Consider the following 26,205-nt stretch of genomic DNA (forward strand, 5'->3'; position numbering starts at 1 on the left):
AGCCATGACCAATCTTTATGTTCTAGATGGAATTAGCAGTGTCACTTAACTTTCGCGACCCTAGCAAGCTAAAACATGAGTTCAGTACCGGAGGCTATGCTGAACTTGATAGCCCGTGGTTGACTCGATTCAATGAATCTTCTGATCTTGTATCGTCAGCTCGAATTTGGCTAGAAGGTACACGTTCAAGAGATTTGGACAGCTTTCGTCATAGTGTGATGAACACAATTAACCGCATTGATGAGCTATTAGAATCTCAACTAAATGAAATATTACATCATCCTGAGTTTCAACAGCTCGAAAGGGGGTGGGTTGGAGTTAGGTATTTATGTGAACAGGTTGATTCTCGTTCATCGGATTCTGTAAAAGTTAAGGTTTTAACGGCGACATGGAATGAAATCAGTAAAGATGCTTTAAAAGCCATCGAGTTTGACCAATCAGCACTATTTAAGTTGCTCTATCAAAATGAATATGGCATGGCAGGGGGAGAACCCTTTGGTGTGGTGGTTGGAGATTATCAGCTTCGCTGTGATCCTAGTAAAAATTATTTTGATAGAGATCTGTCTGTGTTGAGTAAGATCTCTCAGTCTGCAGCTGCAGCATTCAGCCCATTTATCATGTCTGCATCGCCAGAGATGTTTGGTGTTGATAGTTTCGCTCAACTCTCTGCGATAAGAGATATAGCAGCCCAATTTGAACAGGAAGATTATGCAAAGTGGCGTAGTTTGAGAGATAACGATGACGCTAAATTTATTGGTTTGACTGCACCTAACGTCTTGTTCCGTCAGCCATACAAAAGTGATGGCTCGCGGAATGATAAATTCAATTTTCAAGAACACGTCTGCGACTCCAACCGAGATTTGCTATGGGGGAGTAGTGCGTACTGTTTTGCTGCTGTATCAATTAGAGCATTTCAGGAACATGGTTGGTTCACGCATATGCGAGGGATTAAACAAGGCGATTACAGTCAGGGTATTATCGTCGCTCCTACAAGGAGCAAGATGCGTGTTAATGGCAAGAATGATCGTGAAAGATGTCCGTTAAACTTGAAAATCTCTGAGAGAAAAGAACAAGAATTGTCTGAGTGCGGTTTTATTTCTATTTCTCCAATACCTGAGACCGATATGGTAGGGATGACCTCGAATGTATCTCTCTACAAGCCCAAACAATACGCAGAAAAGCATATTTCAACGAATGCAAAACTGACATCGATGTTGCAATACACATTGTGTGTATCGCGAGTCGCACATTATCTCAAGGTTATGGGGCGTGACAAAATTGGTGGGTATCAAGACGCGGAAAGCCTAGAGCGTGACTTTCAACGCTGGTTACACCAGTACACTACCGCATCAGATGAAGCGTCGGATGAGCTTCGGGCTAAATACCCCCTAAATGAAGCAAAAATTACAGTTCGAGAGAAAAGAGAAACTCCTGGACATTATTACTCAGTTATCCATTTGCGACCGCATTTTCAACTCGATCAAATGGTATCTAGCATTAAATTAATTACCGAATTATCACCAGAGCACATGGTGTAAGGAAATAACAATGACTCAATGGAAAAATGCTTTGTCCCAAGGCCTATTGCAACACGCTCTAGAGCAATTAATTGATGAAATTAAAGCAACCCCTAAAGATGCGAGCTTGAGAAGTTCCTTCATTGAGCTTCTTTGCATTGATGGGGACTTCGAGCGTGCGGACGCTCAGCTCATGCAATCGATTAAATTGTTTCCTGAGTATCTGCCTGGTGCAAGTCAGCTACGACATTTAGTGAAAGCAGCTCAAGCTAGAAAGGATTTTATCAATGGTGCGGCTAGTGCCAAAGTATTAGGTGATGAGGAATTAACTAAAGAGCTTGTTCGATTTAATCTTGCTCTCGGAAATCAAGAGTACGAAGAAGCGTCACGTCTATCGCATCGCATTGAAGAGCGTCGTACTATTAAAGGGTTTAACGTAAACGGCACAAACTACGAAGATGCTAGAGATATTGATGATCGTTTAGGTGGTTACATTGAACTGTTTTCTACAGCAGGTAACTATTTTCTTGTACCCATATCGAGCATCCATACGCTAGAAGTTAAAGCACCTACTTCTTTGTTAGAAAGTATTTGGCGACCTGTCGAGTTTGATATCGATGGACTTGGTGAAGGCGAAGGCCATATGCCTTTGACGTATGTCGACTCAGAGACCGATGCACAAAAGTTAGGCCGAGAAACGGATTGGAAGCAGATTGGTGAGCAAGAATCTTTTGTTGGCTTGGGTCAAAAATGTTGGTTAGTCGGTGACTCAGCGCTTCCAATCTGTGATTTGACTACATTATTAGAACAGAAACAAATAGCGTAGAAATATCATGTCGTTAACCGTTTCTCTGCTCGACAAATTGATAGATAGTGATCCTCTCACTCGAGATGAGAAAGACTTCCCTGCAAGCCAGCAACAGATGTTGAGCAGCTTACTTAGAGATCTAGAGTCGATGCTGAATAGTCGTATTGGATGGAAAAATATTCCTGATGATCTTCTAGAGGTTCGTTATTCAATATTGAACTATGGGCTGCCAGATTTTTCCTCAATGCCCTATAGCAGCCAAGAAGGGCAGAATCAGCTTTGCGACATCGTTCATGATGCAATTAAAGAGTTTGAGCCGAGGTTAAGGAACCCTCATGTCCAGATTTCGGACGAGAAAAACGCTATTGATAGGGTATTGAGGTTACAGATAAATGCCACTTGCTTAATTGATAACAGTATTCATGAAGTGCGATTCAATTCTGAAGTAGAGCCGGTAAATTTAGGTATGAAACTGAGTAGAGCAAAATGAGTGAAGAGTTTCTCAAGTACTATAATCGCGAGTTAGCTTATTTGCGTCACAAAGGGCAAGAGTTTGGTGAGCAGTATCCCAAGATTGCCGCGAGACTTCGTATTAGTGAGGAACAGGTTGACGATCCACACGTAGAAAGATTGTTAGAAGGCTGCGCATTTCTAACAGCAAGGATTAGACAAAGCTTAGACAATAGTTACCCTCAGTTTACAGAGTCTTTGATGGGACAGTTATATCCGGATTTTCACGCCCCAATCCCGTCAATGTCAGTCATTAAAATGAGCTGTTCTAACTCCACTTCCTCTTATTTTGATGTAGAAGAAGGCGAGCGAGTTGTTATCGGTGCTACTGGATATCATGAATGCGAGTTTAGAACTTGTTATCCGGTCAGAATGTATCCTGTTGATGTGACCTCTGGCGTTTTTAAAAATGCGCCTTTCAAGCCAGTTGGCTCACGATGGGAAAGCAATGCTCATTCAGTTTTGAAAGTACAGCTCACGGCTCAAGATGAAGAGACTCCTCTTGGTGAAATGGGGATAGAACGGCTGCGCTTCTATTTAAACGGTCAATCTCAATTGACTTTTAAGCTCTACCAAATGCTGTTTCAAAACCTAATTGGTTTATCTGTTGTTGTGGATGGCAAAGAAGTTCGTCCTTTAACCAAAAGACATCTTTCTGAAGTAGGATTTTCAGAAGATGAGAAAGTTGTGCCATACAGTAAAAGAAGCTTTTCAGGAGCAAGATTACTTGTTGAGTATTTGCACTTTCCTGAGAAGTTTATGTTCTTTGATATCACCGAACTTGGATTATCTGAGCTAGATCTTGGAGAGCAAGTCGAACTGTATTTTTACTTTGATACCAACGATGACTGGCTTCCAAAGCAAGTGGACGAAGAAAGCTTAATGGTAGGTTGTGTGCCTGTAATCAACTTATTTAAAAGTATTATGGAGCCTAAGCGTATTCTACCAACTGAATACGATTACCACTTGTCTCCGCAATACCAAGAATCTGAAAGTAATGAGGTTGTCTCAATTTCTGACGTAACGTTGAGAAACTGGAACAAAACGTACCACAATTTGCCATGTTATCACGCTGGTGAGCACACGCATTATACAAACACTAGTGAGATTTATTGGTTGATGAGACGTGAGGATAAGAACTGGGCTGGTGGGTATGATGAGCCAGGTAGAGAAACTTACATTTCTTTTGTTGATAAAAAACATCAATTGTTCAGCCCGGATAGCCGGGAAAACTGGTTAATGTACGTGGAAGCTGAGTGCTGTAACCGCAACTTAGCGCAGAAACTTCCATTTGGAGGTGGGCTGCCGCAAGTATCTTTACCGGAGGTAAATGACAATTTCGAATCTGTTCGTTGTTTAGTTTCTTTATCAGAAACTATTCGGCCAGAAATGGATGAAAGCACACGATGGCAGTTAACTAAGCTTTTAACTTTAAACCATTTTACCGAGGAAGATGGTTTAGCAACTTTGAAGCAGACCCTTAATCTCTATGCATTTTCTGGGACAGCAGAAACGAAAGCGGTAATCGATGCTTTAACTAAGTTAGAGTTTGAGCCTACTACAGGAAGAATTAGTCAGAAAGGCAAAGTTGGATTTGCGCACGGTATAAAAATTATTTTGACGGTTTCTGATCAAATTTTACCTAAAGAGCAGATCTTTCTCTTAGGTAGTGTTTTATCTGTTTACTTCTCGCAATATGCTGAAATTAACATTTTTACGCAGTTAGAAATAAGAATTAAGTCCACGGGAAAGTCTTTCCACCTATGGCCCGCATTAACTGGCGATAAGGTGTTGCTATGAGCGCGGAACAATTTTATCGAGAATTAAAGCAACATCCATTGTTTGAAGCGATTCATCTTATTGAACACGAAGTTCTGCAAGCAGAGGCGCAAATAGGAACAGATGCGTTACCGAAGCATGAAAAGCTAAACTTAAAGGTTAATCCATCATTAGGTTTTGAAAATGCTCAGCTTTGTGAACTGAAAAATATAGATGACAGCAAGTTAGAGATTGAGACCAATTTAATAGGCCTAACGGGTGAGCAAGGTGTGCTTCCCCAGCACTATAGTGAATTAGCTTTACATCGCCAAAAAGAAGGCGATACGGCTATGGTGGACTTCTACGATATTTTCAATCATCGCTTATTATCTCTTTATTATCGATGTTGGCAACTGAGTCAGCTGACTGTTCAGTCTCGTGCGCATGCGCAGGGCGCGCGTTCGCCGTTAGAAAGCTGTAAATCGGCATTAACTGGGAAAGGGAGTTCACTGTCCCGGCACTATGGTGGTGTGTTTGCTTCACCAGTGAGAAGTAAAGGTGGACTGAAAAGTATTCTTGAATGTTTATCTGGATGCCAAGTAAAAGTTCATGAATTTCAAGGACAATGGTTACACCTTACGAAAGAAGAGCAAACACGCCTTGCATCCCGAACTATGCCTGAAGGGCAGTTTGCTCAACTTGGTTTAGGAGCGTCTTTGGGTTCGAAAGCATGGAACATCAACGCGGGGACAACAATAGAATTTCTGCCAAAAGATAAACAGCTAGTTAGTAAATTGCTTCCTAACCAACCCAATATAGCAATCATTAAGAACGCTGCTTATGAGTTGATTGGAAAACATAAACAACTGAAGTGGCAGCTCACCACCAAACATAGTTTGCTACCACAAGCTTGTTTATCGAAACAGCAGGGGCAGTTAGGTATTGGTTCTGTGCTTAAAAAACACGAACGTACAAAAGATCGAACTATAACAATTACTATTTAAAGGAAATGTAATGGCTTCACTCTCACTTTCAGCGTTGGTCGAAAGATTGTCTCCTCAGGCTAAGGAAACACTTGAACAGGCAGCTGCGATGGCAAGCTCCCGAACTCATCACAGTATTGAAATGTCTCACTGGTTAATGATGATTATCCGCCATCCTGACGATATTTACTCTGAAGTTTTTGACGAATTTGATGTCGATAAAATCAAGGTTGAAACCGATATTCAAAAGGCATTAGAAAAATACAAAACAGGATGCCAGTCGGTGCCTGGGCTATCAGCTCATACGGTGACTGTTATGCAAAATGCCTTGTTGTCTGCAACCATTGAATTCAATCAAGAACAGTTGGGGTGCATCCATCTTTTATTTGCCTACTTGTCTGATGATACGTTAGTCAACATGGCTGGTTCGATTAGTCCTGAACTAAACAAGATAGAACCATCTCGCTTATTGAACTTTAAAGAAAGTAATGCGCCTCAATCAAGATCGAATGACTTAGCGCAGTCAAACGCGAATTCCGCCTTGAATCAATTTACAACAGACCTTACTGAGCAAGCTAGGGAAGGTAAAATAGATCCGGTGATTGGTAGAGATAATGAAATTCGCCTAATGATCGATATTTTATTAAGACGCCGACAAAACAACCCGATTCTTACGGGAGAAGCTGGTGTTGGAAAAACAGCCGTTGTTGAAGGTTTGGCGCAAAAGATCATTGATGGCGATGTACCTCCCGCTCTGCAAAATGTGGCAATTAAGTCTCTGGATTTGGCGTTACTGCAAGCCGGCGCAGGCATGAAAGGTGAGTTTGAAAACAGGCTTAAGAACCTTGTTAAGGAAGTAAACGACGCTCCACAGCCTATTATATTGTTCATTGATGAAGCTCATGGCCTAATTGGCGGTGGTGGGCAAGCGGGCCAAGGTGATGCGGCGAATATTCTGAAGCCAGCATTAGCGAGAGGTGAACTCAGAACGATCGCAGCAACAACGTGGGCAGAGTATAAAAAGTATTTTGAAAAAGATGCAGCTTTAACTAGGCGTTTTCAAGTCGTAAAGGTTGATGAGCCTGCCCCTGAACTCGCGATCGAAATGTTACGAGGCTTACTTGATGTAATGGCACAACACCACGATGTTCATATCACTAACCAAGCTCTCAATGCAGCGGTCCAACTGTCAGCTCGATACATTAATGGTCGTCAACTGCCAGATAAAGCGGTTTCTGTTTTGGATACGGCCTGTTCTCGAGTTGCGTTAAGTCAGTCATCTACACCGGGAGGCCTAGATGCGAAAAGAAACAAACTTAAAGCAAAGCAAGCTGAGTATGAGCATCTTAGCCAAGAGAGTCGGCTAGGAGCATCTCTTGATGTGCAGCTGCAAGGTGTCCGAAAAGAGATTGATGCGCTATCTAATGACATTATTGAATTAGAAGTACTTTGGGAAAAAGAAAAAGAATGGGTAAATGAAGCTAAGTCACTTAGAACCCAAATAATCCAGGAGGGTTCTGAAACTGCTAGAGACAAGTTACAAGAGCTTGAAAATAACCTTTCCGCTAACTCACAGCCCTTAGTTTTTTCGCATGTAAATGAAGCGCTAATCGCAGAAGTTATTTCGGATTGGACCGGTATACCGCTAGGTAAACTTCAGGATGATGAAATCCAAGCAGTATTGGGTTTGAAAGAAAGTTTGTGTAAGCGAGTTGTCGGGCAGGATCACGCTTTAGAGCTCATGTCTGAAGTGATAAAAACCGCGAGTGCGCAGCTCACGGATGAGACACGACCAAATGGTGTATTTCTCCTAACCGGACCAAGCGGAGTGGGTAAAACCGAATCGGCTTTGGCGATTGCAGAGAAAGTCTATGGTAGTGAAGAAAATGTCACGACTATCAATATGTCGGAATTTAAGGAAGAGCATAAAGTCTCATTGCTATTAGGTTCTCCTCCTGGTTATGTCGGTTATGGAGAAGGAGGTGTACTGACTGAAGCTGTTAGACGTAAACCTTATAGTGTAATTCTCCTCGATGAAATGGAAAAAGCGCACCCTGGTGTTCAAGATATTTTTTATCAGGTGTTTGATAAAGGCTCAATTAAAGACGGTGAAGGTCGAGATATAGACTTTAAAAACACTATTATTATTATGACCGCGAACACAGGGACCGAAACGACGATGTCTTTGTATTCTGATCCTGATTTAGCTCCTGAGCCGTCAGCACTAAAAGATGCTTTACGCGATGATTTGTTGGTCGACTTTAAACCTGCATTTTTAGGGCGTGTGAACGTATTACCTTATTTGCCTCTATCAAGAAAAGTATTGATAGAAATAACAAAATTAAAGTTGGATAAAATTACGACTCGTATTCGTAAGCACTATAACGCTGACCTGTTTTTTGATGAGGAACTAATTAATGATATTGTAGACAATAGCAATGAGTCTGGCAGTGGTGCGCGTGTGGTACAAACAACCATAGAAAATACATTGCTTCCGAAGATTTCTCATGAAATATTGCATGCAATTCTTAATGATAAGACGTTTGATGAAATTATTGTTAAAGGTACAACTAGTGGACTTGATGTCTCAATAGTTTAACATCCTTTACACTCTCAATAATAATTGGGAGTTGGTTCATATTAACTATTATTTTTTATAAAAAACGCTTAAATTAAATCTTATTTAAAGATATAACAGGGCGTATTTAAAATGAAGTTTTTGATACATTAATCACTAATTATCACCAAACGTCAGATAATTAAATTACTACGATATATGTCAATTAATAATGCTATAGGAGATTAGCATGCAGTCTAATACGTATCTTAAATACGCAGATATTAAGGGTGAGGCAACAGCCGAGCAATACAAAGATTTGATTACACTACTATCTGTAGATTGGAGTGTAGGTCGTGAGATCTCATCATACACTGGTACAGCGATGGACCGTGAAGCGAGCGCTACTCGTCTATATGATTTGACTATCACTAAACTTCAAGACCGTTCTTCTCCTGACTTATTTAAAGAAGCGACGATTGGTAAAGGTAAACCAGCGGTTTTCCATATTACTAAGCAGGGTGAGAAGGTTGAAGAGATCATGAAGATCGAACTGACTGATGCGATGATTTCTAACTACTCAGTTTCTATCCAAGACGATCGTCCAGTTGAAACTATCACAATTTCTTACACAGAAATGATGATGACAGTGACTCCTACTGACGATAAGAACAACACTTCTGCTCCATTGGTATACGGCTACAGCGGTGTTAAAGGTCAACAAATGTAATTTTCATGCGGGGGAGTATTCCTCCGCATTTTTTTGAAAGAAGTATTTAATGAAAAGAGCAACTCAAGATAACAATTTCATCCGAATTTCTTCCCCATTCGGTAAAGATGCCATCATACTAAACTCGTTTGAGTATAAAGAAGAGATCTCAGAACTTTTTTCATTGCGTGCTAAAGCTTACTTTAATGATCAACGAAGTGAGTTAAACGAAATTATTGGTAAGGAAGTTACCATTACCCTTGAAAATAATGAGGATGTTTCTTCAAATCCTCGTTATATGCATGGTTACGTTTCTGCTGCAAGATTAGAAGGGAAAAGGGTTTCTAATACACATAAAGGCGAAAATTATAAAAACATAGAATTATTAATAGAGCCTAAATTACGTTTCGCTGAATATCGAAAAAATTGCAGAATATTTCAGCATAAAGATATAAAGGAAATTATCTCTGAAGTACTATCGGAGCATAGTGTTGCCTTTAGTTTTGAGCTAACCAAGTCCTATCCTAAATACACGTACAAAGTACAATATGAAGAATCAGATCTTGAATTTGTTCGACGTCTGTTATCGGAGGAGGGGCTATCATTTTGTTTTACACATACTAAGTCTGCCCATACGCTCAATATTTTTGATGACATCAGTTTTTATAAGCCGGGTACTGAGTTTTTAGTCGATTTTGATACAGGTACGGCGAAGTCTAGCCACATTTCTTCTTGGCATGAAACGCAAATTCTGACTACTAAAGCGAGTCAAAAGTCAGGCTATAACATGTTCAAGCCTTCTTCGAATCCTAAAAATACTGCAAAGGGTGAAAGTGATTTTTTTACAGTACCTGGAAGCGAGTATTTTGAATACATGGGTGAAATGGAGAGCAATGATCAATACGCACTGAGAAACACGCATGCAATAGAAGCACTACAGCAAAATGCATATTTGTGTCGTGGCGAGGCTACGTGCAGAACATTCAGCGTAGGCAAGTGCTTCAAGTTTAAAAAACATGAAGATAAATCTCGAGTTGGCAAAGAATATGTACTGTCTTCTGTTTTTTTGTCTGCTGCTGTTTATAACCAGACTGGTCAAGGTGGCACCGGTGCGCAAGGTGTCAAAGTCTCGTTTAGTTGTGTTGACTCAAAGACAATCCTTCGTCCTTCAGTTAACTATCCGAAACCTCAGATGAAAGGTTTGCAAACTGCAATAGTTACGGGGAACAAAGATGGTGAAATTTACATAGACAAACATGGCCGTATCAAAGTTCAGTTTCACTGGGACCGTGTTGGTAAATACGATGTAAATAGTTCATGTTGGATTCGTGTTGCGCAAAATATCGCAGGTAACGGATGGGGGTCGGTGTTTCACCCTAGAGTCGGACAAGAGGTCATCGTCGAGTTTGTCAACGGAGACCCTGATCAACCAATCGTTACGGGGTCACTATATAACGGTAGTCAACTCCCTCCTTACGCTTTACCAGAGCAAAGTTCTCAGAGTGGTTATAAATCACGCTCTGTACAAAAAGGTACATCCAATTTTAATGAGTTGCGCTTCGATGATAAGCCTGGTGAAGAGCACATTTATCTTCATGCTGAAAAACTGTTCCAAATGCTAGTTGAAGACTGTGTTGATATCGCCGTTGAAAACAGTAAAACCGAAAAAGTGACCAATGATGTTAATCAAGAGGTTGGTCAGAACGCGAGCTTGAAAGTAGGTAAAAACTTTTCGAATGAAACGGGTGAAGTGCTGTCTTTTAATGCAGGAAAGAGCGTCGAGATCAAAGTAGGTGGTGCTTCTATTCAGATGTCTAGCTCTGGAGAAATCAATATCAAAGGTAATAAAATATCTATTAACGGCTCAGCTATTGCTCTTAAAGCTGGGCAAATTTCATTGAACTAAGGTGATTTAAAGTGGGTAAACCAGCCGCAATTTTGGGCAGCTTTCATCTTTGCCCTAAAAAAACAGGAAAGATACCGCATGTCGGTGGTCCCGTCGTTGTTGGTTCACCAAACGTAACGATTGGCGGGATACCTGCGGCAAGACAAGGCGACAAGCTTATTTGTATCGGTCCTCCGGATAGTATCTCAGCAGGTTCTTCTAGCGTAACAATCAACGGTAAACCAGCCGCAAGAGTCGGCGATTCAACGTCTCATGGTGGCAAAATTCTATCTGGTATGCCTACGGTTTTAATCGGAGGCTAGATGCCACTCGCATTTCAAACGCATCTTCTATCCTTTAATGGCCGTTCACACACCGTTCGCGAGATAGCTGATGATTCTTTTAGATTGTCCGAGGAAATCCGACCCCCTGACTTTGCTCAATCAATAGATGAGCATATATTAAGCCTCGTGCGCTCTGAGCGCGAGAGTCTTGAGCAAGCTGATATCAAGGAGAATCTCTGTGTTCTTTTACCATCTTCGGTGGACAAAAGTTTGCTTAAAGCATTGATAAGCGAGCTTTCTATTTTCGTTGACCAAACTGTCAATACTGAAATTTACTTTTATCCTTATGGCCAAGCTGCATTTTTGATGGCACTAAATCGGATAAATCGTGAAGTTAATGAAACGCAAGCGACTTGGATACTGGCTATAGAGGTTACGAGTGATGTAGAAGGGCATGTCAAACCTCAAAGCTCTATCATTTTAACCAAGTGTTTTTTTCGACATTCAGGTCTTGTGCCTGATGTTGTTCGAATTGATTTAGATGCCAAACAACAACGCATCGCCGTGGACAAAGTGTTTAAGCAATTAGGAGTAAGTTGTGAACATCCACTCAGTCAATTGTATTTATCCGTTAATGAGGAAGAACCGCAATGGTTAAACTCAATGCAATTCTTGTCTCCGTGGGTGACCGATCAAACTCAGTATCAATTTGTTGATATCAAACTTGGCGGATTGGGTGCATGTGGCGGCGTTTTAAAAGCGTTAGTGATTGATGAGCTTCAAAGAAGCAGCCCCTGCCCAGACTTTCACGTGTTGCAAGCCGACATCGAGTCAGATGGCTATGCGGTAGGAGTAATATACAATTGGCGTAGTGAATAGGTCTGGCTATTGCTTTTCCTTCTAGTAGCTGAGGTTTTAGTGATGCAAATGTTATGGGGGATTGACTCGAAACTGGCCCTTTAATGATGTTTGGACAATGACTAGGCGCAGCTTGCTTTTCAAAATAGCTTTGCTCACCGCGTTTTTACAGTGTTCTTCTCGCTTTCTGATTAAATAGCCAGCCATAGAACACAAACCACATGAAAAGCTGTTCGACTCAAGATATCCTTACCGATATAAAATAACTTGAGTTTTGGTTTGTTCGAGATCCCACCCGTGACGCATTCCTTTTTATAAACGGTACATGGACTCTGACAGAAGCAAGCCTACTCATAGAATTGGCGGAAAGTGAATTCGAATGAAGTTTATCCACACCTCAGATTGGCATCTTGGTCGACAATTCCACAACGTATCACTACTCGAAGATCAACAAGCAGTACTCGAACAACTGATTAACTATATTGAACGCAACCCCGTCGATGCAGTTGTAGTGGCGGGAGATATCTATGACCGTTCGGTGCCACCAACGGTTGCAATAGAACTGTTAAATCGAGTCGTGAAACGCATTTGTACCGAGTTAGAAACACCAATGATATTGATATCTGGCAACCATGATGGTGCAGAAAGGTTAGGTTTCGGCTCAGAGCAAATGAAAAATGCAGGTCTCCATATTGTTAGCAACTTTGAAGAGATGCTCACTCCCATCATCATAAAAACGGACTCTGCGGACGAGGTCGCGTTTTATGGTATGCCTTATAACGACCCTGAACAGGTCAGGTTTGCCTACAAAGCCTCGGTATCCACTCATGATGAGGCTCATCAATTGCTTGTTGAGCAAATTAAAGAGCGCTTTATCTCTAAGCAAAAGCGCGTGCTCGTGAGTCACTGTTTTGTTGATGGGGCTATCGAGTCAGACTCTGAACGACCATTATCTATTGGTGGTTCTGATCGCGTGAGTCATGAACACTTCTTAGATTTTGACTACGTCGCACTTGGTCATTTGCATCAGCCTCAAAAGAAAGGCGCAGAGCATATCCGTTACTCTGGCTCTCTCATGAAGTATAGCTTTGGTGAACAGAACCAGAGAAAAGGTTTCACGTTAGTTGAACTGGACAAGAAAGGATTCGTTTCTGCAAAGCATATTGATCTTACGGCTCCTCATGAAATGCGCATTGTAGAGGGCGAGCTGGATAAAGTTATTGATCAAGGCAAAACAGACCCTAAGAATGAAGATTATTTGTTAGTTCGTTTGATGGATAAACATGCGATTTTAAACCCAATGGAAAAGCTTCGTTCAGTGTATCCAAACGTTTTACACCTTGAGAAACCTGGCATGTTAATTGGGGTAGAGCAGGAAATGGCGCAAGCAAAGTTGGCGCGAAGCGAAATTGATATGTTCCGAGATTTTTTTATTGAGGCGCAAGATAGCCAGTTGTCTAAAGAGCAAGAGCAAGCTGTTACTGACATTATTAAGCAATTATCACAGCAATAGGGACCAAAGATGAAACCAATTAAACTAACCATGCAAGCCTTTGGTCCGTTTGCAAAAACTGAAATCATTCATTTTGAGAAGCTTGGCAGTAACCCTCTATTTTTGATTAATGGTCCTACAGGTTCCGGTAAAACGTCGATCTTAGATGCCATTTGCTTCGCCCTTTATGGTGAAACCACAGGTAATGAGCGACAAGGTATTCAGATGCGGTGTGACTTATCCGCGCAAGATTTACCAACCGAAGTAGTTCTCGAATTTTCGTTACACGGCAAACAATACCGAGTTGTTCGATCTCCTGAGCAGGAAGCGCCCAAGGCCCGTGGCGAAGGGATGACGATTAAAAAGCACACTGCGGCTCTTTATGAACTCGGTGAGACTGAAACGCTTATTACCAGCAAGGCGACTCAGGTTAAAACTGAAGTTAGCAATATTATTGGCTTGAATGAAACTCAATTTCGTCAAGTTATGGTGTTGCCTCAAGGAAAATTCCGAGAACTGTTGCTTGCTAGCTCTAAAGAGCGTGAAGAAATTTTTGGCCAGCTCTTTCAAACTGACATATATAAAAAAATTGAGTACGCGCTCAAAGATAAAGCGAGTGCAATTAGTAAAGCGAAAGGCGAATTTGATAATCAAATTCGAGGTGCTTTACAAGTTGCAGAAGCGAGTTCTGAACAAGAACTATTACAACAACTGGAACAAGTAACTAAGCAATTAGAGTCTGATAAAAAGAATGAGCAAGCAGCGTTAGATAAGCTCAATACTGCTAAATCTGAATTGCAAAAAGCGGAAACCTTGAATGGAGAGTTTTCGAAACGAGAGCAAGCAGAAAGCGCACTCAAGCTGCATCTAGAACACTCAGATTCGATAAAAGCTCGTCAACAGCAATTAGAAAACGCTAAAAATGCCAATAAGATAGAGTTGCCCTACGTCTCATTACAAAATGCAAAAGCTCAAACGCAAGAGCTTAGGCAAAAAATCGTAGCTTTGAAAGAGAGTCTCGAAAAAGCTCATGTCGTTGCGAGAGAACAAGAAAACTTGCAGCAAAGTGCAAAAGAGGCCGCGGCAAAGGTCCCGCAGTTAACGCAACTGCAGTATCAGCTTGAAAGTATGAAAAACAAGTTGGTCGAGAAAGACAATTTGGAAAGTAAAATAACGGCGGGTTATCAACAAAAACAACAATTTGAAGCAACGTTAAAACAGTACATAGAACTAAAAGATAAGTTAACGTTACAGGCCCAGCAGGGACAGAAGGAGCTAGAGAAAGCACGAGTTGATGTTGCGCTTATTGGCAGCATCGATGCGGAAATAAAACAAAAACAACGGCTGTTACAGGATCTACAAAAGCTGCATGATCTTACTTTAGAGCTCTCTAAACTCAATGCGCTAACTGTAGGTAAGCAGCAGTCACTAAACGAAGCCAGTCAGCGCTATATGCAGTATCAACAAGACGCTGATACGATAGAGCTTAAGTGGCACAACGCTCAAGCAGCAGTATTAGCGCAGCGACTAAAAGCAGGTGAAGCATGCCCGGTGTGTGGTAGCGAAACGCATCCTAACCCCACAACGTTTGTTGAAGAAGCCGTTACAAAAGAGCAAGTTCAGGCGGCTAGAGCGAAAGAGCGAGAAGCTCAAACCTTGTTGAACCAACTAAGCAATCAGCTAGAACAACATAACGTTGTCATTAGTCAGTATCAGAATCAGTATAACCAGTTGAAAGAGGAGTTGGGTGAGTATGCTACATCTGAGATCTCGACGGTTCAAAATGATTTGCAAGCGCTTAATGCTCAACTCCTACGTCTACAAGCTATTGATATTGAAAAACTAGAAAGGAACGTTGAACAGCTTAATCAACGCTGCGTCGTGGGTGAAAATAAAATTCATGAGCTGCAGAATAAAATGGCGGCAAATGAATCAACCGTTAAAGCGAACCAAGAACAATTGGCTCAATTACAAGCTTCTATTGACCCAAAATACAGTTCCGCTGACTTGCTTGAACGTGAAATTTTGCTGACAAACGAGCAAATTCTGAGTTTGAACACAGGCTTAGAAAAGGCGCAAAACGCTTTGCAGCAAGCGATATTGGAGAAATCAAATGCGGAAAGTCACTTAGCGACGAACAAGCAGTGGTTATCTGAGTCAGAGCAAAAACTTAGCCAAGCAGAATTAGCGTGGAATGAGGCACTACAGGCGAGTAAATTTGAGGATGAAAGCCATTATCTAAGTAGTCGAGTGGGAGATGATGAACTTCAAGCCTGGCAGCAAGAAATAGACAGCTTCAAACAGGCACAAACCAAGCTTGAGCAAACACTACATGATTTAAATCATGCATTGAAAGATCTTGAAAGGCCTAATTTAGAGTCGTTTAACGACAGGTTAACCACTCTGCAGACGCAATATATTGAAGTAAGGAATCAACTTGATACCACACGCTCAATATTTGAACGCCTTGAAAAGGTTCGTAAAGATATTGCCGTGTTGCATGAGAAAAATAGTAAGTTAGAAGAAGAATACAAAGTCTTTGGTACGTTGTACGACGTTGCTAGTGGTAAAACAGGCAGCAGGGTTAGCCTACATCGCTTTGTTCTTGGTGTACTGTTGGATGATGTGCTGATTCAGGCCTCTCAACGCTTAAGCCTTATGAGTAAAGGGCGCTATATTCTTGCTCGAAAAACAGAGGGCTTCAAAGGCGCTGCGGGTCGCGGCTTAGATTTAATGGTTGAAGATGGCTACACAGGAAAAACGCGTGATGTTGCGACACTTTCCGGCGGTGAATCATTTATGGCAGCGCTTGCTCTGGCACTTGGTTTGTCGGATGTTGTGCAATCCTATAGTGGCGGTATCCGTTTAGACACTTTATTTATTGATGAGGGCTTCGGTAGTTTAGACCCAGAGTCTTTAGATCTTGCTATTCAAACGCTAGTGGACCTGCAACAGACTGGGCGCATGATCGGTGTTATTTCTCACGTTTCTGAGTTGAAAGAACAAATGGCGCAGAGGATTGATGTAGAACCATCAAGACTTGGTTCAACGGTGTCGATTAAATCTCAATGTCGCTTCGCTGTCTAATTCAGTGACTACTGTTAGATCAAAAAGCCCCTAATGTTGGGGCTTTCTGACTAAGTCGCTACTGTTCGCAAAAGTGGCCTTCTTTTGGCGATTGGGTAATCGCATATTCGCCATCGAGGTTGCGATAAACAATCGTGTTCCAAACAGAGCCATCATCCAATTCAAACTCAATAGCATAGTTGACGCCGCTAACGATTTGCGCGTGAACATTCAGTATTTGTTTAAACGACGCTATTGTGTCCATTTTCTTTAAAACAAAGGCCATTGCCTTTTGTGCATCAGGGGTCGCGTTAAACTCATTCCACCCACCTGGCATGTTTCCTTGTGCATTACATACATCTGCCGAGGTCGTTAATTGTGTCGTTTCGCTCGGCTTTTCCTGCTGACAACCTGCAAGTAAAACCAAAAGTGTACAAACTGACACTGTTTTTAATTTCATAACAATAACCTCTGTCTATAACGCAACGTATTATAGGAGGGTGATATGCCTACGAATGTCTATGTTGTGCAAAGTTTCTATATGCATAGGGTTAAATGCTGACAAAATGTACAAGCATGGTCAGCTTGTAAGTCAAAAATAGAGCAATCTTGTTATCGATTTGCTGAGATGACGAGGTTTCGGTGTTCAGCGCGCTATTGATGATGAAGAATTGTGATGTGTACCTATTAGGGCGATGGTGCGGCTTAGTGATCGATTTGTTATCTTCTAGAGTAAAATCAATCACTAATTAAAATTTAGGTGTTGTATGAAATCGATAAAAATATTTTTACTTTTGTCACTTGCAACTTTATTTGGTTGTACCTCGAAGCCGGATGGGGTGGAACCCGTCAATAATTTCGATTTAGAGCCATATCTAGGTAAGTGGTACGAAATTGCACGCCTAGACCATTCATTTGAGCGAGGCTTATCCAACGTTACCGCTGAGTATCAGGTTCGCGAGGATGGTGGGGTTAAGGTGATAAACCGTGGATATTCCGAAGAAGAGCGACAGTGGTCAGAAGCTGAAGGCAAAGCTTATTTTGTTGAAGATAAAACGGTTGGACACTTAAAGGTTTCCTTTTTTGGGCCAATATACTCTTCTTACATTGTTTTTGAGCTAGGTGAAAACTATAACTATGCGTTTGTTTCCGGTTACAACCACGACTATTTGTGGCTATTGTCTAGAACGCCTAACGTTGATGAGAAAGTAGTGGAGCGCTTTAAGTACGTAGCTAAAGAGAAAGGTTTCGCTATAGACGAGCTCATTTTTGTTGAACAAGAGAAACAAAGACAGCTTTAAGTTCATCAGCGTGGCTGAAAAAGCGGACAGAGGGGAAGCTTCCTAATTAAGAGCTCAGTTTGTCATTTCGCTTAACAGTAATTTGTTACCGCGTAACTTAATGTGGTCAAAATGGATATAGCCCCATCATTTGTGATTACTCGTGATGGGGCTTATATAAATTTGAGTGAGCGTCGAAAGGTTGATCTATCAACAAACGGTTATGGTTTACTTAATCAAACGAACGATCAGGGAGCCTGGTGCTCGAATAGATTCAACATTGTGGCTAAGTACTGTGCCGCTTGTTGGGGCGGTGTAGCGTTTAATCTCAGCGCCAAAGCTGTCGTATTGAATCGCAAGAAGTTGACCTTGCTCGACAAAATCCATCAAACTAACATGAGGCAGTACAAAGCCGCCGTGTGTCGCTTTCACACTGATGATTTCGTTTCCTTCCAAGCATGACGTAATAGTGTCCACATCACCTTCAGCAATGTTATGCTCTTTCAGCACATTAAAAATGCCTGTTACAGTTCGACTGATGAGCTCTTGCTCGGTGTATCGCCCCATACCTACTTCAACTGTAATGCTTGGGACACCGTGGTTATTCCAAACCGTTTCAAGGACGCCAGCATCTCCAGGATCATTTAAAATCGCATCAGGATTAATGAGACGAGCCATTTCTAATGATTGCTCGATTCGGAAATCTGCAAACACGTAAAGCGGATAGGCCGCACCACTGGTTTGAGTGTGAAGGTCAATGGCTAAATCAGCATTTGGTTTGAGCAAATCATTCCACAATGCATATAAGTAGCGTTGGGCTTCATTGCCGTTTTGGTCACCAGGAAAAAAGCGGTTTCAGTTTGCAGGAGACGCATCAGGGTCTGCGGAATAGAAATCACGGCTGTGGTTTAGCATACCTGGCATGTTAACGGTTGGAACAATAGTGACAGTACCAGCGACTTCAGTGCCGATGAGCTCTCGAGCAGTTTGCTGCGCTGCTAACACACCATTGTACTCATCACCATGAACCCCTGCGGTAATCATGATTTTCTTGCCAGGTTTTTCACCTTTGAACACTAGCACAGGTAGGTGTTGCCACTGAGAGAGAGCATTCGTTGCGATGCGAAACCAAAACTTATGCTCGCCCGAATTTAGGTCTGCTACATTGAGAGATTGAATCACTTGATGACCTTGAATCACGTCATCGAGAAATTGTGTTGCCATTAAAGTTACCACTCCAAAACCATGAGCTAATCTAAAACCTTAGCGTCGTCATACCATGAATATTAATAAGGCGAGAACATGTCTCGCCTTAATTACCAATTGGCTTCGTTTTACGCAAAACCCATAATATGAGCTGCGATAACGACGATACTTGATAGGGTAAAGAGTAATAGAATAAATCGCCAGCAGAATTTTGCCCAGTCACCCCAGTCGATACGGCAGACACCAAGCGTTGCCATGAGAGATGCCGAAGTAGGGACGATAACGTTAGTAAAGCCATCGCCAAGTTGGAATGACAAAACTGCCACTTGGCGCGTAACTCCTGCAATGTCTGCCAGAGGGGCCAGTAGAGGCATCGTTAGTGCCGCTTGTCCGGATCCTGAAGTGACGAAGAAGTTGAAGATAGATTGGAATACATACATTAACCATGCCGCAGCCACGTCAGGAAGCCCGCTAATCACGCCGCCAGCACTGTTTAGAATTGAATTCAGTACACTCGCTTCATCAGTTGTACCACCACCAAGTATAAGCAATACACCTTTCGCACAACCCACTAATAGGGCAGGTGCAAGCATAATAGCTGCACCTTCTTTAAATGCATCAGCTGCGCAGTTTAGCGTCATACCGTTCAGGCGGAAAATCGTACCGATGATCGCGACAACAAAGCCCATAGTGAAAAATTGAGAAGCGATTTCTGGGATGTACCATGCGTTAGCGACTACGCCCCAAACGACCCACACCGTGGTCGCAATAACCGTAAGGATAACGAGTGTGTCACCTAGGTTCCAACGAGAATCTTGATTGCCAAGCTCTTGCTGACGGAAATACTGGTCTGTGCGGTGGCTGTAAGAAAGTTTAGGATTTGACTTCACACGAGCGGCGTAGATCATTGTGAAAGCGATACCGATTAACGTAAAGCCAGCCCATAACCCCATGCGCACTGTCATGCCAGATAAAACAGGTACACCCGCAATGCCTTGCGCAATAGCGACGGAGAAAGGGTTCATCCAAGAAGTAGCAAAGCCAATTTGAGTCGCAACATAGGTAACCATTACCGTAGTGATACCATCATAACCAAGGCGAACCATAAGCGGCGCGATAATAATCGCAAATGCTACGGCTTCTTCACCCATACCAAATACCGCACCGCCTAGCGAGAACAGCAAAAATAGCACTGGAATGAATAGCGCTTCGTTACCTTTGGTCTTATCGATAAGGCGCAGGATACCGTTATCGATTGTGCCTGTGCGCATTACAACGCCGAAAGCACCGCCGATAACCAACATGAACATAATCACGCCGATTGCGCTGCCCCATTTAGAGCCAGAAACTAGCCCTTCGAAAGGGAAGTTCATCAGACCAATGCCACCACCAGAAGCAAACAGGCCAACCTTGTTGTAAACCAATTCACCGTTTTCGTCGGTTGCATAAGAGAAAGAAGAAGGATCGATAACTGTGCGAGTTTTTTCTGCACCGTCGACCATGTAGGTCACCTGTTGGCTATCAAAATGACCAGCAGGAATTAAGTAGGTAAGAATCGCAGCAAGAATACCAACAATGAAGATCAAAATGAGGGTATCTGGCATCTGCCACGACTTAGGGGTAGCAACCGAGTCTGCTGGTTGCGCATGTGTGTGAGACATAACTTACTTCACGTCAAATTCAATAAAGCATGAAATATCGATAAAATAGAATAAAAAGTCAATATTAATGCTTATGTTGAACTATAAATTCATCAAATATTTGAAGTGAAGTTAATTTGATTGTTTTGTGGTCAAATGTTGGGTTAATGTTTCAATATGCGTTGAGTTTGGATGATTCACGAGCTTTCATAGTCATCTACAGGTGATCTAATTACTTGATTTCTGTCTGTTCTGCATAAAAAGCAGCGACATCACGAAGGTCTTCATCATTTAACATTTTTAACTGTGCTGCCATCATTTCTGCAAGCGGCCCTTTACGCTCACCGGCTTGATAAGATTTCATTGCATTGTAAAGGTACTGAGAATTTTGACCAGCAAGGCTTGGATAGGTGTTGTTCGTTGCGATGCCTTTAACACCGTGACAATAGACACAGCTAGGTGATTTGATTTTACCTTTATCAGCATCACCAAACGGCTCGGCATGGATAGCGGAAGAGAAAATAAAAGAGATTAGAAGTACAAACCTGAGCATGGAGGTTATCTATTCGCTAAAAATCATGGCGATACAATAAAGCTTCCCCTTAGGGGAAGCTCAATGATCAAAATCAAATTAAAGTAGAGATTTTATACTTGATAAGAAAGTGTCGATGTCTTTCGCTGAAATATCTTTATGAGTTACAAAACGAATTGGATTTCCAGGGGTTATCGTGATGTTTTGTTCCTTTAGTTTCGCAGCGATACTTACTATGTCCACTTGAGGATCAAGCTTCGCGAACACGATGTTCGTTTGAACAAATTCAGGGTTGACTGAAAAACCAGGCAGTTCTGCTAAACCTTCCGCTAAGGTTTTTGCGTTGATGTGGTCTTGTTTTAGCTGTTCCACTTGTTCGGTAAGGGCAAGTTTGCCTGCTGCGGCAAGAATACCCGCTTGACGCATACCACCGCCGACCATCTTTCTTAAGCGACGTGCTTTTGCGATGTAGTCTTTGCTACCAAGTAGTAGCGAGCCAACAGGGGCAGCCAGACCTTTCGACAGACAGATCGTCATTGAATCAAAGTACTGACCGATCTCTTTTACCGGAACATCAAGTGCAACGGCTGCGTTAAAAACGCGAGCGCCATCTAGATGCATCTGCAAGTTATGTTTATTCACGAAGTCACGTGCTTCTGCTAAGTAAGACAGAGGTAGTACTTTACCATTAATTGTGTTTTCTAAGCTGAGAAGCTTAGTGCGAGCAAAGTGACAATCATCTGGTTTAATCGCAGCAGCCAGTTTATCAAATGGTAGCGTGCCATCTGGGTTATTTTCGACTGGTTGAGGTTGAATTGATCCCAAAACCGCCGCGCCACCAGCTTCGTATTTGTAGTTATGTGCTTGTTGCCCACATAGATATTCATCTCCCCGCTCGCAATGCGCCATTAAACCGAGCAGATTGGCTTGAGTGCCTGAAGTGGTAAACAAAGCTGCTTCGAAACCAGCAAGCTGCGCAGCAAATTTTTCAAGCTCATTGACCGTAGGGTCATCACCATAAACATCATCCCCAACGGGGGCCTTAAACATGGCTTCTCGCATGGCTTGGGTGGGCTGTGTAACGGTATCTGATCGAAAATCCATGAATGTCTCCTTGGTCAAAGTCCTAAATATATCCGCAAAGGCGCGCTTTGCTTAAGCAAGCGATCGTTTTGGCATCGGTGATCGTGCCATCGACTATCTTTTCTTCGAGTTGCTTGATTGACAAGGTGACGACCTCAATCACTTCGTCTTCATCGCACTCGTAACGGTTTGTTTTGTTGAGCTTTTCGGCAACAAATAGATACTGTATCTCATCACAAAATCCGGCAAGAGGGGTGACTTGGCCGAGAGACGTGAATTTCTCTGCACTAAACCCAGTTTCTTCCTCTAACTCTCTTTTGGCGCAGCAGAGTGGCTCTTCGTTGCCTTCTCTGGTACCAGCAGGAAGTTCCAATAGCCATTTATTAAGTGAAGGCCGAAATTGGTGGACAAGGACAATGTGACCCTCCGCTGTAATAGGGAGAATCACCGCAGCACCCGGATGATGGATTGTGGTGTGCGTAATTGCCTGTCCTGTAGGAAGCACAACGTCTTCTTCAATCAGAGAAATTTGCTTCCATTTATGAATTATCTTGCTCATGCAGTTATAAACCCTAGCTGTTACCGCATTTTTGACGTTTTTCGACATTAACCACAAATGGTGGGAAACAAAAGCAAAAAATACTGCAACACGACGAAAGCGTTTGCACTTTAAGTGAGCAATGTCTCATAAATGGAAACTTTGATTGCTTCGTCAAGAAGGGGAAAAGCATCTGCTATAAGGGGAATTCGACAAAATACATTTGTAACAAAGTTATAACAAGTGTATAAAAATGTTAACGCAATACCACTTCAGCAGCCGGAGAACGTATGACACAAACCTTATTTACCTCAAATGCCGAAAAAGCGCTTCTCTCAGAACGCATCAATAAATTGGCGAAAGCGTTAACGGATGGCGTTTATGAGCGTGAACATACGATCAAGCTCTGCCTTCTTGCTGCACTTGCTGGTGAAAGTGTTTTTCTTTTAGGTCCCCCTGGTATTGCAAAAAGCTTAATTGCCAAACGACTCATCCAAGCGTTCGATAACAGCAGTTACTTCGAATACCTGATGACGCGCTTCTCAACCCCTGAAGAGGTGTTTGGGCCACTGAGTATCCAAGAGCTAAAAGACAACGGCCGTTATGTTCGCTTAACTAAAGGGTATTTGCCAACTGCACAAGTCGTATTTTTGGATGAAATCTGGAAGGCGGGCCCTGCAATTCTTAATACATTGCTGACAGTGGTTAATGAGAAAACATTCAAAAATGGCAGCGATATCGAGCGTGTGCCAATGCGCTTGTTGGTATCGGCTTCCAATGAATTACCCGATGAAGATAGTGGATTGGATGCGCTCTACGACCGCATGTTGGTGCGTGTGTTTGTGAATCGAATTCAGAATAAACAAAACTTTAAGTCGATGTTGACTGTGGGCACATCGCAAGAGGCACAAGTACCAGAAGGCCTAGCGATAACTGATGAAGAATATCATCAATGGCAACAACAGCTCGACAAATTGACGTTAACCGACAATGCATTCGAAAAGCTTTTCCAGCTTAAAACGATGTTAGAAAGCAAAGTTGAAGCTCAGTTTGGTGATGTGGCCAATACCGATATGTATGTCTCTGACCGCCGCTGGAAGAAAGCCGTGAAGTTGTTAAAAGCGAGCGCGTTTTTTAATGGTCGCGATGAAATAAATCCGCTTGACCTTTTACTGCTGCAAGATTGTTTATGGAACAGTCCTGAATCGCGAGATGTGGTACGTGAAGTGGTTCAAGAGTTCGCCTTAAAACATGCATTTGATCAACAAGACGCGGAGCAGGAAATCGAGTACTGCCGTGAGTCTTTGGTTGATGTCCAACATGAACTAGAAGATGCCTACCGCATGACGTTAACGTCTGAAGCGGCCACGGGTATTTTGCGTAAAGAAACCATGCGCTTTGATACCTCTAAAGCCAAGATGTACAAAGTTGGCGCAGCCGTTAACTTAGTTAAATTGGTTGTCTTGCAAAGCAACATGTCGGTTTCAGAATCAGAAAAAGGTGATAGCCGCTGGGTTTATGTACCCAAAGATGAGTTAGATCGAGTCATTAAAGAGGGAAGCGGTGATGTGTATGGTTACGTCAATCAAAACACCAACATGTGCCGTTTACGATTTGATGTTGACGCGGCGAATAACCTAGTTATCCGTGATATCGCGAACCGAGGCATTTTGGTTAGCCTAGTGACTCAAGAGGGCTTGGATGTAGAGCTTTACCAAAAGTGGTTAACGCAGAGCGAAAAAGCCGTAAATCAGCTTAGTGAGGCAGAACACCATATGCGCAAGGTGAAAGCGAACTTTCATGATGCGCTTCCGCATAGCTTTGTTGATCCTGAACTACCCCGCCTTATGGAGTCGAGTCTACAACAGGTCAGTCAGAGACTTGAATCAATCCAAGCAGAAAGTGAAAAAGTTATCCAACGCTTTAAAAACTTAAATCAGTTTTTCTCATAAGGAGACGACATGCTAGGTGCAGACGGACTTAACCTCGCGCTGATGGTGGCCGACTCCGGCATCATCGATAGCGCAGTTAATGATTTGATGGCTCGTTCACAAGTCATGATGATGGCAGAAAACCGAGGTGTTAAATCTTCGGTCAAAGGTCACTTGTTAAAGTGGCGAGGCAGCGTCAAAAAACGGATCACCAAGGTATGTGAGACAGAGCGTTTCCAACAAGAGCTGTCTTTATATCAAGAGGTTATTCATTGGGATGAAGAGGCGTTTTTTGAAAACATCGAAGATGTGATTAAAAAGCTGGAATGGCACTCTGCGTTTTACATGCAAGCTCGCCGAATGATGGAAAAGAACAAAGGGATGAATAACCCTATGTTCCCTCATTACTTTTGTGATCAATGGTACAAAAGCCTCACCGATGCTATAAAACAAGCGCAAGTAAGCGAGCTTGAAGCCAATAAAGAAAAGGTGCTGAATGACCTGTATCAACGTATGGAAACCATGCGTAATATGGATAAAGTCACGGAGTCGGGTGACGCTGAAAGTGTAGGGCGCCTGTGGGATATGGCATCTGCCAAGTTGAGTAAAACAGACTTAACGGTGATGAAACGCCATGCTGAGTTTCTGAAGAAGCACCAAGGCTTGCAAGAAATTGCGGAGCAACTCGGTCGTATGGCGGGGCAAGTAAATGATCCTGAACTAAATCGTGCGCCCACTGAAGAACTTCAATTGGTCGAAGAGAAAAGTGATGAGGCGACGGATGATATTGTCGGTATTCACGAAAGCGATGATCTAAATAAGCTACTTCCCAACGAAACGATGTTTTTGGCGTATCCTGAACTTGAAGTTGTGTTCTATAAACACTTAGTTGATAAACGGCTCATGAACTATCGTACACAAGGCAAATCGCGCACGTTACGTAAAGTTAAAGCTCACCGACCTGACCATAAAGCGGTAGATATCGAAAAAGGCCCCTTCATTGTTTGTGTGGACGCGTCCGGTTCCATGAGTGGCTTTCCTGAGCAATGCGCCAAAGCCATGGCTTATGCTCTGATGCAAATCGCACTAGCGGAGCAACGTGATTGCTATGTCATTATTTTTTCTACGGAACACATTACCTACGAACTAACCAAACAAGATGGTCTGCGCGAGGCGGCGGACTTTCTAACTTATAGCTTCCATGGTGGTACAGACTTAGAGCCAACTTTGATTAAATCTATCGACTTGATGAGCGGTGATAAATATAAAAACGCAGACATGGTAGTCATTTCCGACTTTATCGCGCCAAAACAACAAGACGAGTTACTGGCCAAAGTGGATGCGCTCAAAGCGAAGAAAAACCGTTTTCACGCGATTAGCTTATCGAAATACGGAAATCCTGCATTAATGTCGATGTTTGATCACACTTGGTCTTATCACCCTAATGTTGTGGGAAGATTGCTAAAAAGGGTCAGCAACTATTAAACGCCTTAATGTTTCATGGGACAAAACGAACTGAAAGCGAGATTTATATTGCTTCGTTTTAAGCCAATAAGATCGAACTTTGG

20 protein-coding genes and 1 pseudogene are annotated in these 26,205 nt (G+C 42.4%); 15 read left to right on the forward strand and 6 right to left on the reverse strand.

Translation table 11 applies throughout. From position 1 onward, the window contains the following. Positions 1-26 precede the first annotated feature (26 nt). The 12 genes from tssC (at position 27) to R7Z10_RS06950 (ending at position 16,448) form a co-directional block, all read left to right on the forward strand. The gene (tssC, locus tag R7Z10_RS06895) at positions 27-1,538 is read left to right on the forward strand and encodes a type VI secretion system contractile sheath large subunit (RefSeq protein WP_318104443.1); all 1,512 of its coding nucleotides are present in this window, start codon (positions 27-29) and stop codon (positions 1,536-1,538) included. A gap of 10 nt (positions 1,539-1,548) precedes the next feature. After that, on the forward strand, positions 1,549-2,343 hold the full coding sequence (locus R7Z10_RS06900) for a type VI secretion system accessory protein TagJ (protein ID WP_017820215.1): 795 nt from the start codon (positions 1,549-1,551) through the stop codon (positions 2,341-2,343). Between the two features lie 7 nt (positions 2,344-2,350). After that, positions 2,351-2,815: a type VI secretion system baseplate subunit TssE gene (gene tssE, locus R7Z10_RS06905; protein WP_017635621.1), complete on the forward strand. Its 465-nt coding sequence runs from the start codon at positions 2,351-2,353 to the stop codon at positions 2,813-2,815. Continuing rightward, entirely contained in the window at positions 2,812-4,635 is a 1,824-nt protein-coding gene (tssF, locus tag R7Z10_RS06910; protein WP_017820213.1) for a type VI secretion system baseplate subunit TssF, read from the forward strand. The genes tssE and tssF overlap by 4 nt, the downstream gene beginning before the upstream one ends. Further along, entirely contained in the window at positions 4,632-5,597 is a 966-nt protein-coding gene (gene tssG / locus R7Z10_RS06915; RefSeq protein WP_005375963.1) for a type VI secretion system baseplate subunit TssG, read from the forward strand. Before tssF ends, tssG begins: the two co-directional genes overlap by 4 nt. 10 nt (positions 5,598-5,607) lie before the next feature. Then, entirely contained in the window at positions 5,608-8,175 is a 2,568-nt protein-coding gene (gene tssH / locus R7Z10_RS06920; protein ID WP_213967644.1) for a type VI secretion system ATPase TssH, read from the forward strand. Positions 8,176-8,383: 208 nt separating this feature from the next. Further along, on the forward strand, positions 8,384-8,863 hold the full coding sequence (locus R7Z10_RS06925) for a type VI secretion system tube protein Hcp (RefSeq protein WP_005375967.1): 480 nt from the start codon (positions 8,384-8,386) through the stop codon (positions 8,861-8,863). Between the two features lie 49 nt (positions 8,864-8,912). After that, positions 8,913-10,748 (forward strand): type VI secretion system tip protein TssI/VgrG, encoded by a 1,836-nt coding sequence (gene tssI, locus R7Z10_RS06930; RefSeq protein WP_285335192.1) that lies wholly within the window; start codon positions 8,913-8,915, stop codon positions 10,746-10,748. Positions 10,749-10,759: 11 nt separating this feature from the next. Beyond that, positions 10,760-11,050 (forward strand): PAAR domain-containing protein, encoded by a 291-nt coding sequence (locus R7Z10_RS06935; RefSeq protein WP_005375969.1) that lies wholly within the window; start codon positions 10,760-10,762, stop codon positions 11,048-11,050. Further along, positions 11,051-11,890 carry a hypothetical protein gene (locus R7Z10_RS06940; protein ID WP_017633638.1) on the forward strand — a complete coding sequence of 280 codons (840 nt, stop codon included), beginning with the start codon at positions 11,051-11,053 and terminating at the stop codon, positions 11,888-11,890. 358 nt (positions 11,891-12,248) lie between these two features. Beyond that, positions 12,249-13,382 carry an exonuclease SbcCD subunit D gene (locus R7Z10_RS06945; RefSeq protein WP_318104447.1) on the forward strand — a complete coding sequence of 378 codons (1,134 nt, stop codon included), beginning with the start codon at positions 12,249-12,251 and terminating at the stop codon, positions 13,380-13,382. A gap of 9 nt (positions 13,383-13,391) precedes the next feature. Continuing rightward, on the forward strand, positions 13,392-16,448 hold the full coding sequence (locus R7Z10_RS06950) for an SMC family ATPase (RefSeq protein ID WP_318104449.1): 3,057 nt from the start codon (positions 13,392-13,394) through the stop codon (positions 16,446-16,448). A gap of 58 nt (positions 16,449-16,506) precedes the next feature. On the opposite strand, the gene R7Z10_RS06955 is transcribed toward R7Z10_RS06950, so the two are convergent. Continuing rightward, entirely contained in the window at positions 16,507-16,887 is a 381-nt protein-coding gene (locus tag R7Z10_RS06955; protein WP_053307727.1) for a cystatin domain-containing protein, read from the reverse strand. 307 nt (positions 16,888-17,194) lie between these two features. On the opposite strand from R7Z10_RS06955, the gene R7Z10_RS06960 reads away from it, so the two are divergent. Next, positions 17,195-17,728 (forward strand): lipocalin family protein, encoded by a 534-nt coding sequence (locus R7Z10_RS06960; protein WP_005375974.1) that lies wholly within the window; start codon positions 17,195-17,197, stop codon positions 17,726-17,728. 207 nt (positions 17,729-17,935) lie between these two features. Here the strand turns inward: R7Z10_RS06960 and R7Z10_RS06965 are convergent. From R7Z10_RS06965 to R7Z10_RS06985, 5 genes and pseudogenes are all read right to left on the reverse strand, one after another. After that, positions 17,936-18,931, reverse strand: a pseudogene (locus R7Z10_RS06965) (succinylglutamate desuccinylase/aspartoacylase family protein). Positions 18,932-19,041: 110 nt separating this feature from the next. Beyond that, complete coding sequence (yfcC, locus tag R7Z10_RS06970) at positions 19,042-20,574, reverse strand: putative basic amino acid antiporter YfcC (RefSeq protein WP_005387492.1); 1,533 nt, start codon at positions 20,572-20,574, stop codon at positions 19,042-19,044. Positions 20,575-20,785: 211 nt separating this feature from the next. After that, complete coding sequence (locus R7Z10_RS06975) at positions 20,786-21,106, reverse strand: cytochrome c (RefSeq protein ID WP_005375977.1); 321 nt, start codon at positions 21,104-21,106, stop codon at positions 20,786-20,788. 78 nt (positions 21,107-21,184) lie between these two features. Beyond that, positions 21,185-22,189: a low-specificity L-threonine aldolase gene (ltaE, locus tag R7Z10_RS06980; protein ID WP_005375978.1), complete on the reverse strand. Its 1,005-nt coding sequence runs from the start codon at positions 22,187-22,189 to the stop codon at positions 21,185-21,187. A gap of 22 nt (positions 22,190-22,211) precedes the next feature. Next, the gene (locus R7Z10_RS06985; protein WP_005375979.1) at positions 22,212-22,727 is read right to left on the reverse strand and encodes an NUDIX hydrolase; all 516 of its coding nucleotides are present in this window, start codon (positions 22,725-22,727) and stop codon (positions 22,212-22,214) included. A gap of 269 nt (positions 22,728-22,996) precedes the next feature. Here R7Z10_RS06985 and R7Z10_RS06990 point away from each other — a divergent pair, with 269 nt between their 5' ends. Together R7Z10_RS06990 and viaA are read left to right on the forward strand one after the other, a co-directional pair. Continuing rightward, positions 22,997-24,658, forward strand: coding sequence for an ATPase RavA domain-containing protein (locus tag R7Z10_RS06990; RefSeq protein WP_005375980.1), 1,662 nt, complete (start codon positions 22,997-22,999; stop codon positions 24,656-24,658). A 9-nt stretch (positions 24,659-24,667) separates the two neighbouring features. After that, the gene (gene viaA, locus R7Z10_RS06995; protein WP_005375981.1) at positions 24,668-26,122 is read left to right on the forward strand and encodes an ATPase RavA stimulator ViaA; all 1,455 of its coding nucleotides are present in this window, start codon (positions 24,668-24,670) and stop codon (positions 26,120-26,122) included. Positions 26,123-26,205: the final 83 nt, after the last annotated feature.

It is taken from the genome of Vibrio sp. Vb1018, from assembly GCF_033338775.1.
Classification (GTDB): domain Bacteria; phylum Pseudomonadota; class Gammaproteobacteria; order Enterobacterales; family Vibrionaceae; genus Vibrio; species Vibrio alginolyticus.

What these genes read in the sequence shown, in the direction of transcription:
- ltaE (WP_005375978.1), bottom strand. Translation starts at nt 22,189, where the DNA reads ATGGATTTTCGATCAGATACCGTTACACAGCCCACCCAAGCCATGCGA.
- R7Z10_RS06960 (WP_005375974.1), top strand. Translation starts at nt 17,195, where the DNA reads ATGAAATCGATAAAAATATTTTTACTTTTGTCACTTGCAACTTTATTT.
- R7Z10_RS06955 (WP_053307727.1), bottom strand. Translation starts at nt 16,887, where the DNA reads ATGAAATTAAAAACAGTGTCAGTTTGTACACTTTTGGTTTTACTTGCA.
- tssH (WP_213967644.1), top strand. Translation starts at nt 5,608, where the DNA reads ATGGCTTCACTCTCACTTTCAGCGTTGGTCGAAAGATTGTCTCCTCAG.
- tssI (WP_285335192.1), top strand. Translation starts at nt 8,913, where the DNA reads ATGAAAAGAGCAACTCAAGATAACAATTTCATCCGAATTTCTTCCCCA.
- viaA (WP_005375981.1), top strand. Translation starts at nt 24,668, where the DNA reads ATGCTAGGTGCAGACGGACTTAACCTCGCGCTGATGGTGGCCGACTCC.
- R7Z10_RS06900 (WP_017820215.1), top strand. Translation starts at nt 1,549, where the DNA reads ATGACTCAATGGAAAAATGCTTTGTCCCAAGGCCTATTGCAACACGCT.
- tssC (WP_318104443.1), top strand. Translation starts at nt 27, where the DNA reads ATGGAATTAGCAGTGTCACTTAACTTTCGCGACCCTAGCAAGCTAAAA.
- tssG (WP_005375963.1), top strand. Translation starts at nt 4,632, where the DNA reads ATGAGCGCGGAACAATTTTATCGAGAATTAAAGCAACATCCATTGTTT.
- R7Z10_RS06940 (WP_017633638.1), top strand. Translation starts at nt 11,051, where the DNA reads ATGCCACTCGCATTTCAAACGCATCTTCTATCCTTTAATGGCCGTTCA.
- R7Z10_RS06975 (WP_005375977.1), bottom strand. Translation starts at nt 21,106, where the DNA reads ATGCTCAGGTTTGTACTTCTAATCTCTTTTATTTTCTCTTCCGCTATC.
- tssE (WP_017635621.1), top strand. Translation starts at nt 2,351, where the DNA reads ATGTCGTTAACCGTTTCTCTGCTCGACAAATTGATAGATAGTGATCCT.
- R7Z10_RS06950 (WP_318104449.1), top strand. Translation starts at nt 13,392, where the DNA reads ATGAAACCAATTAAACTAACCATGCAAGCCTTTGGTCCGTTTGCAAAA.
- R7Z10_RS06925 (WP_005375967.1), top strand. Translation starts at nt 8,384, where the DNA reads ATGCAGTCTAATACGTATCTTAAATACGCAGATATTAAGGGTGAGGCA.
- yfcC (WP_005387492.1), bottom strand. Translation starts at nt 20,574, where the DNA reads ATGTCTCACACACATGCGCAACCAGCAGACTCGGTTGCTACCCCTAAG.
- R7Z10_RS06990 (WP_005375980.1), top strand. Translation starts at nt 22,997, where the DNA reads ATGACACAAACCTTATTTACCTCAAATGCCGAAAAAGCGCTTCTCTCA.
- R7Z10_RS06985 (WP_005375979.1), bottom strand. Translation starts at nt 22,727, where the DNA reads ATGAGCAAGATAATTCATAAATGGAAGCAAATTTCTCTGATTGAAGAA.
- R7Z10_RS06945 (WP_318104447.1), top strand. Translation starts at nt 12,249, where the DNA reads ATGAAGTTTATCCACACCTCAGATTGGCATCTTGGTCGACAATTCCAC.
- tssF (WP_017820213.1), top strand. Translation starts at nt 2,812, where the DNA reads ATGAGTGAAGAGTTTCTCAAGTACTATAATCGCGAGTTAGCTTATTTG.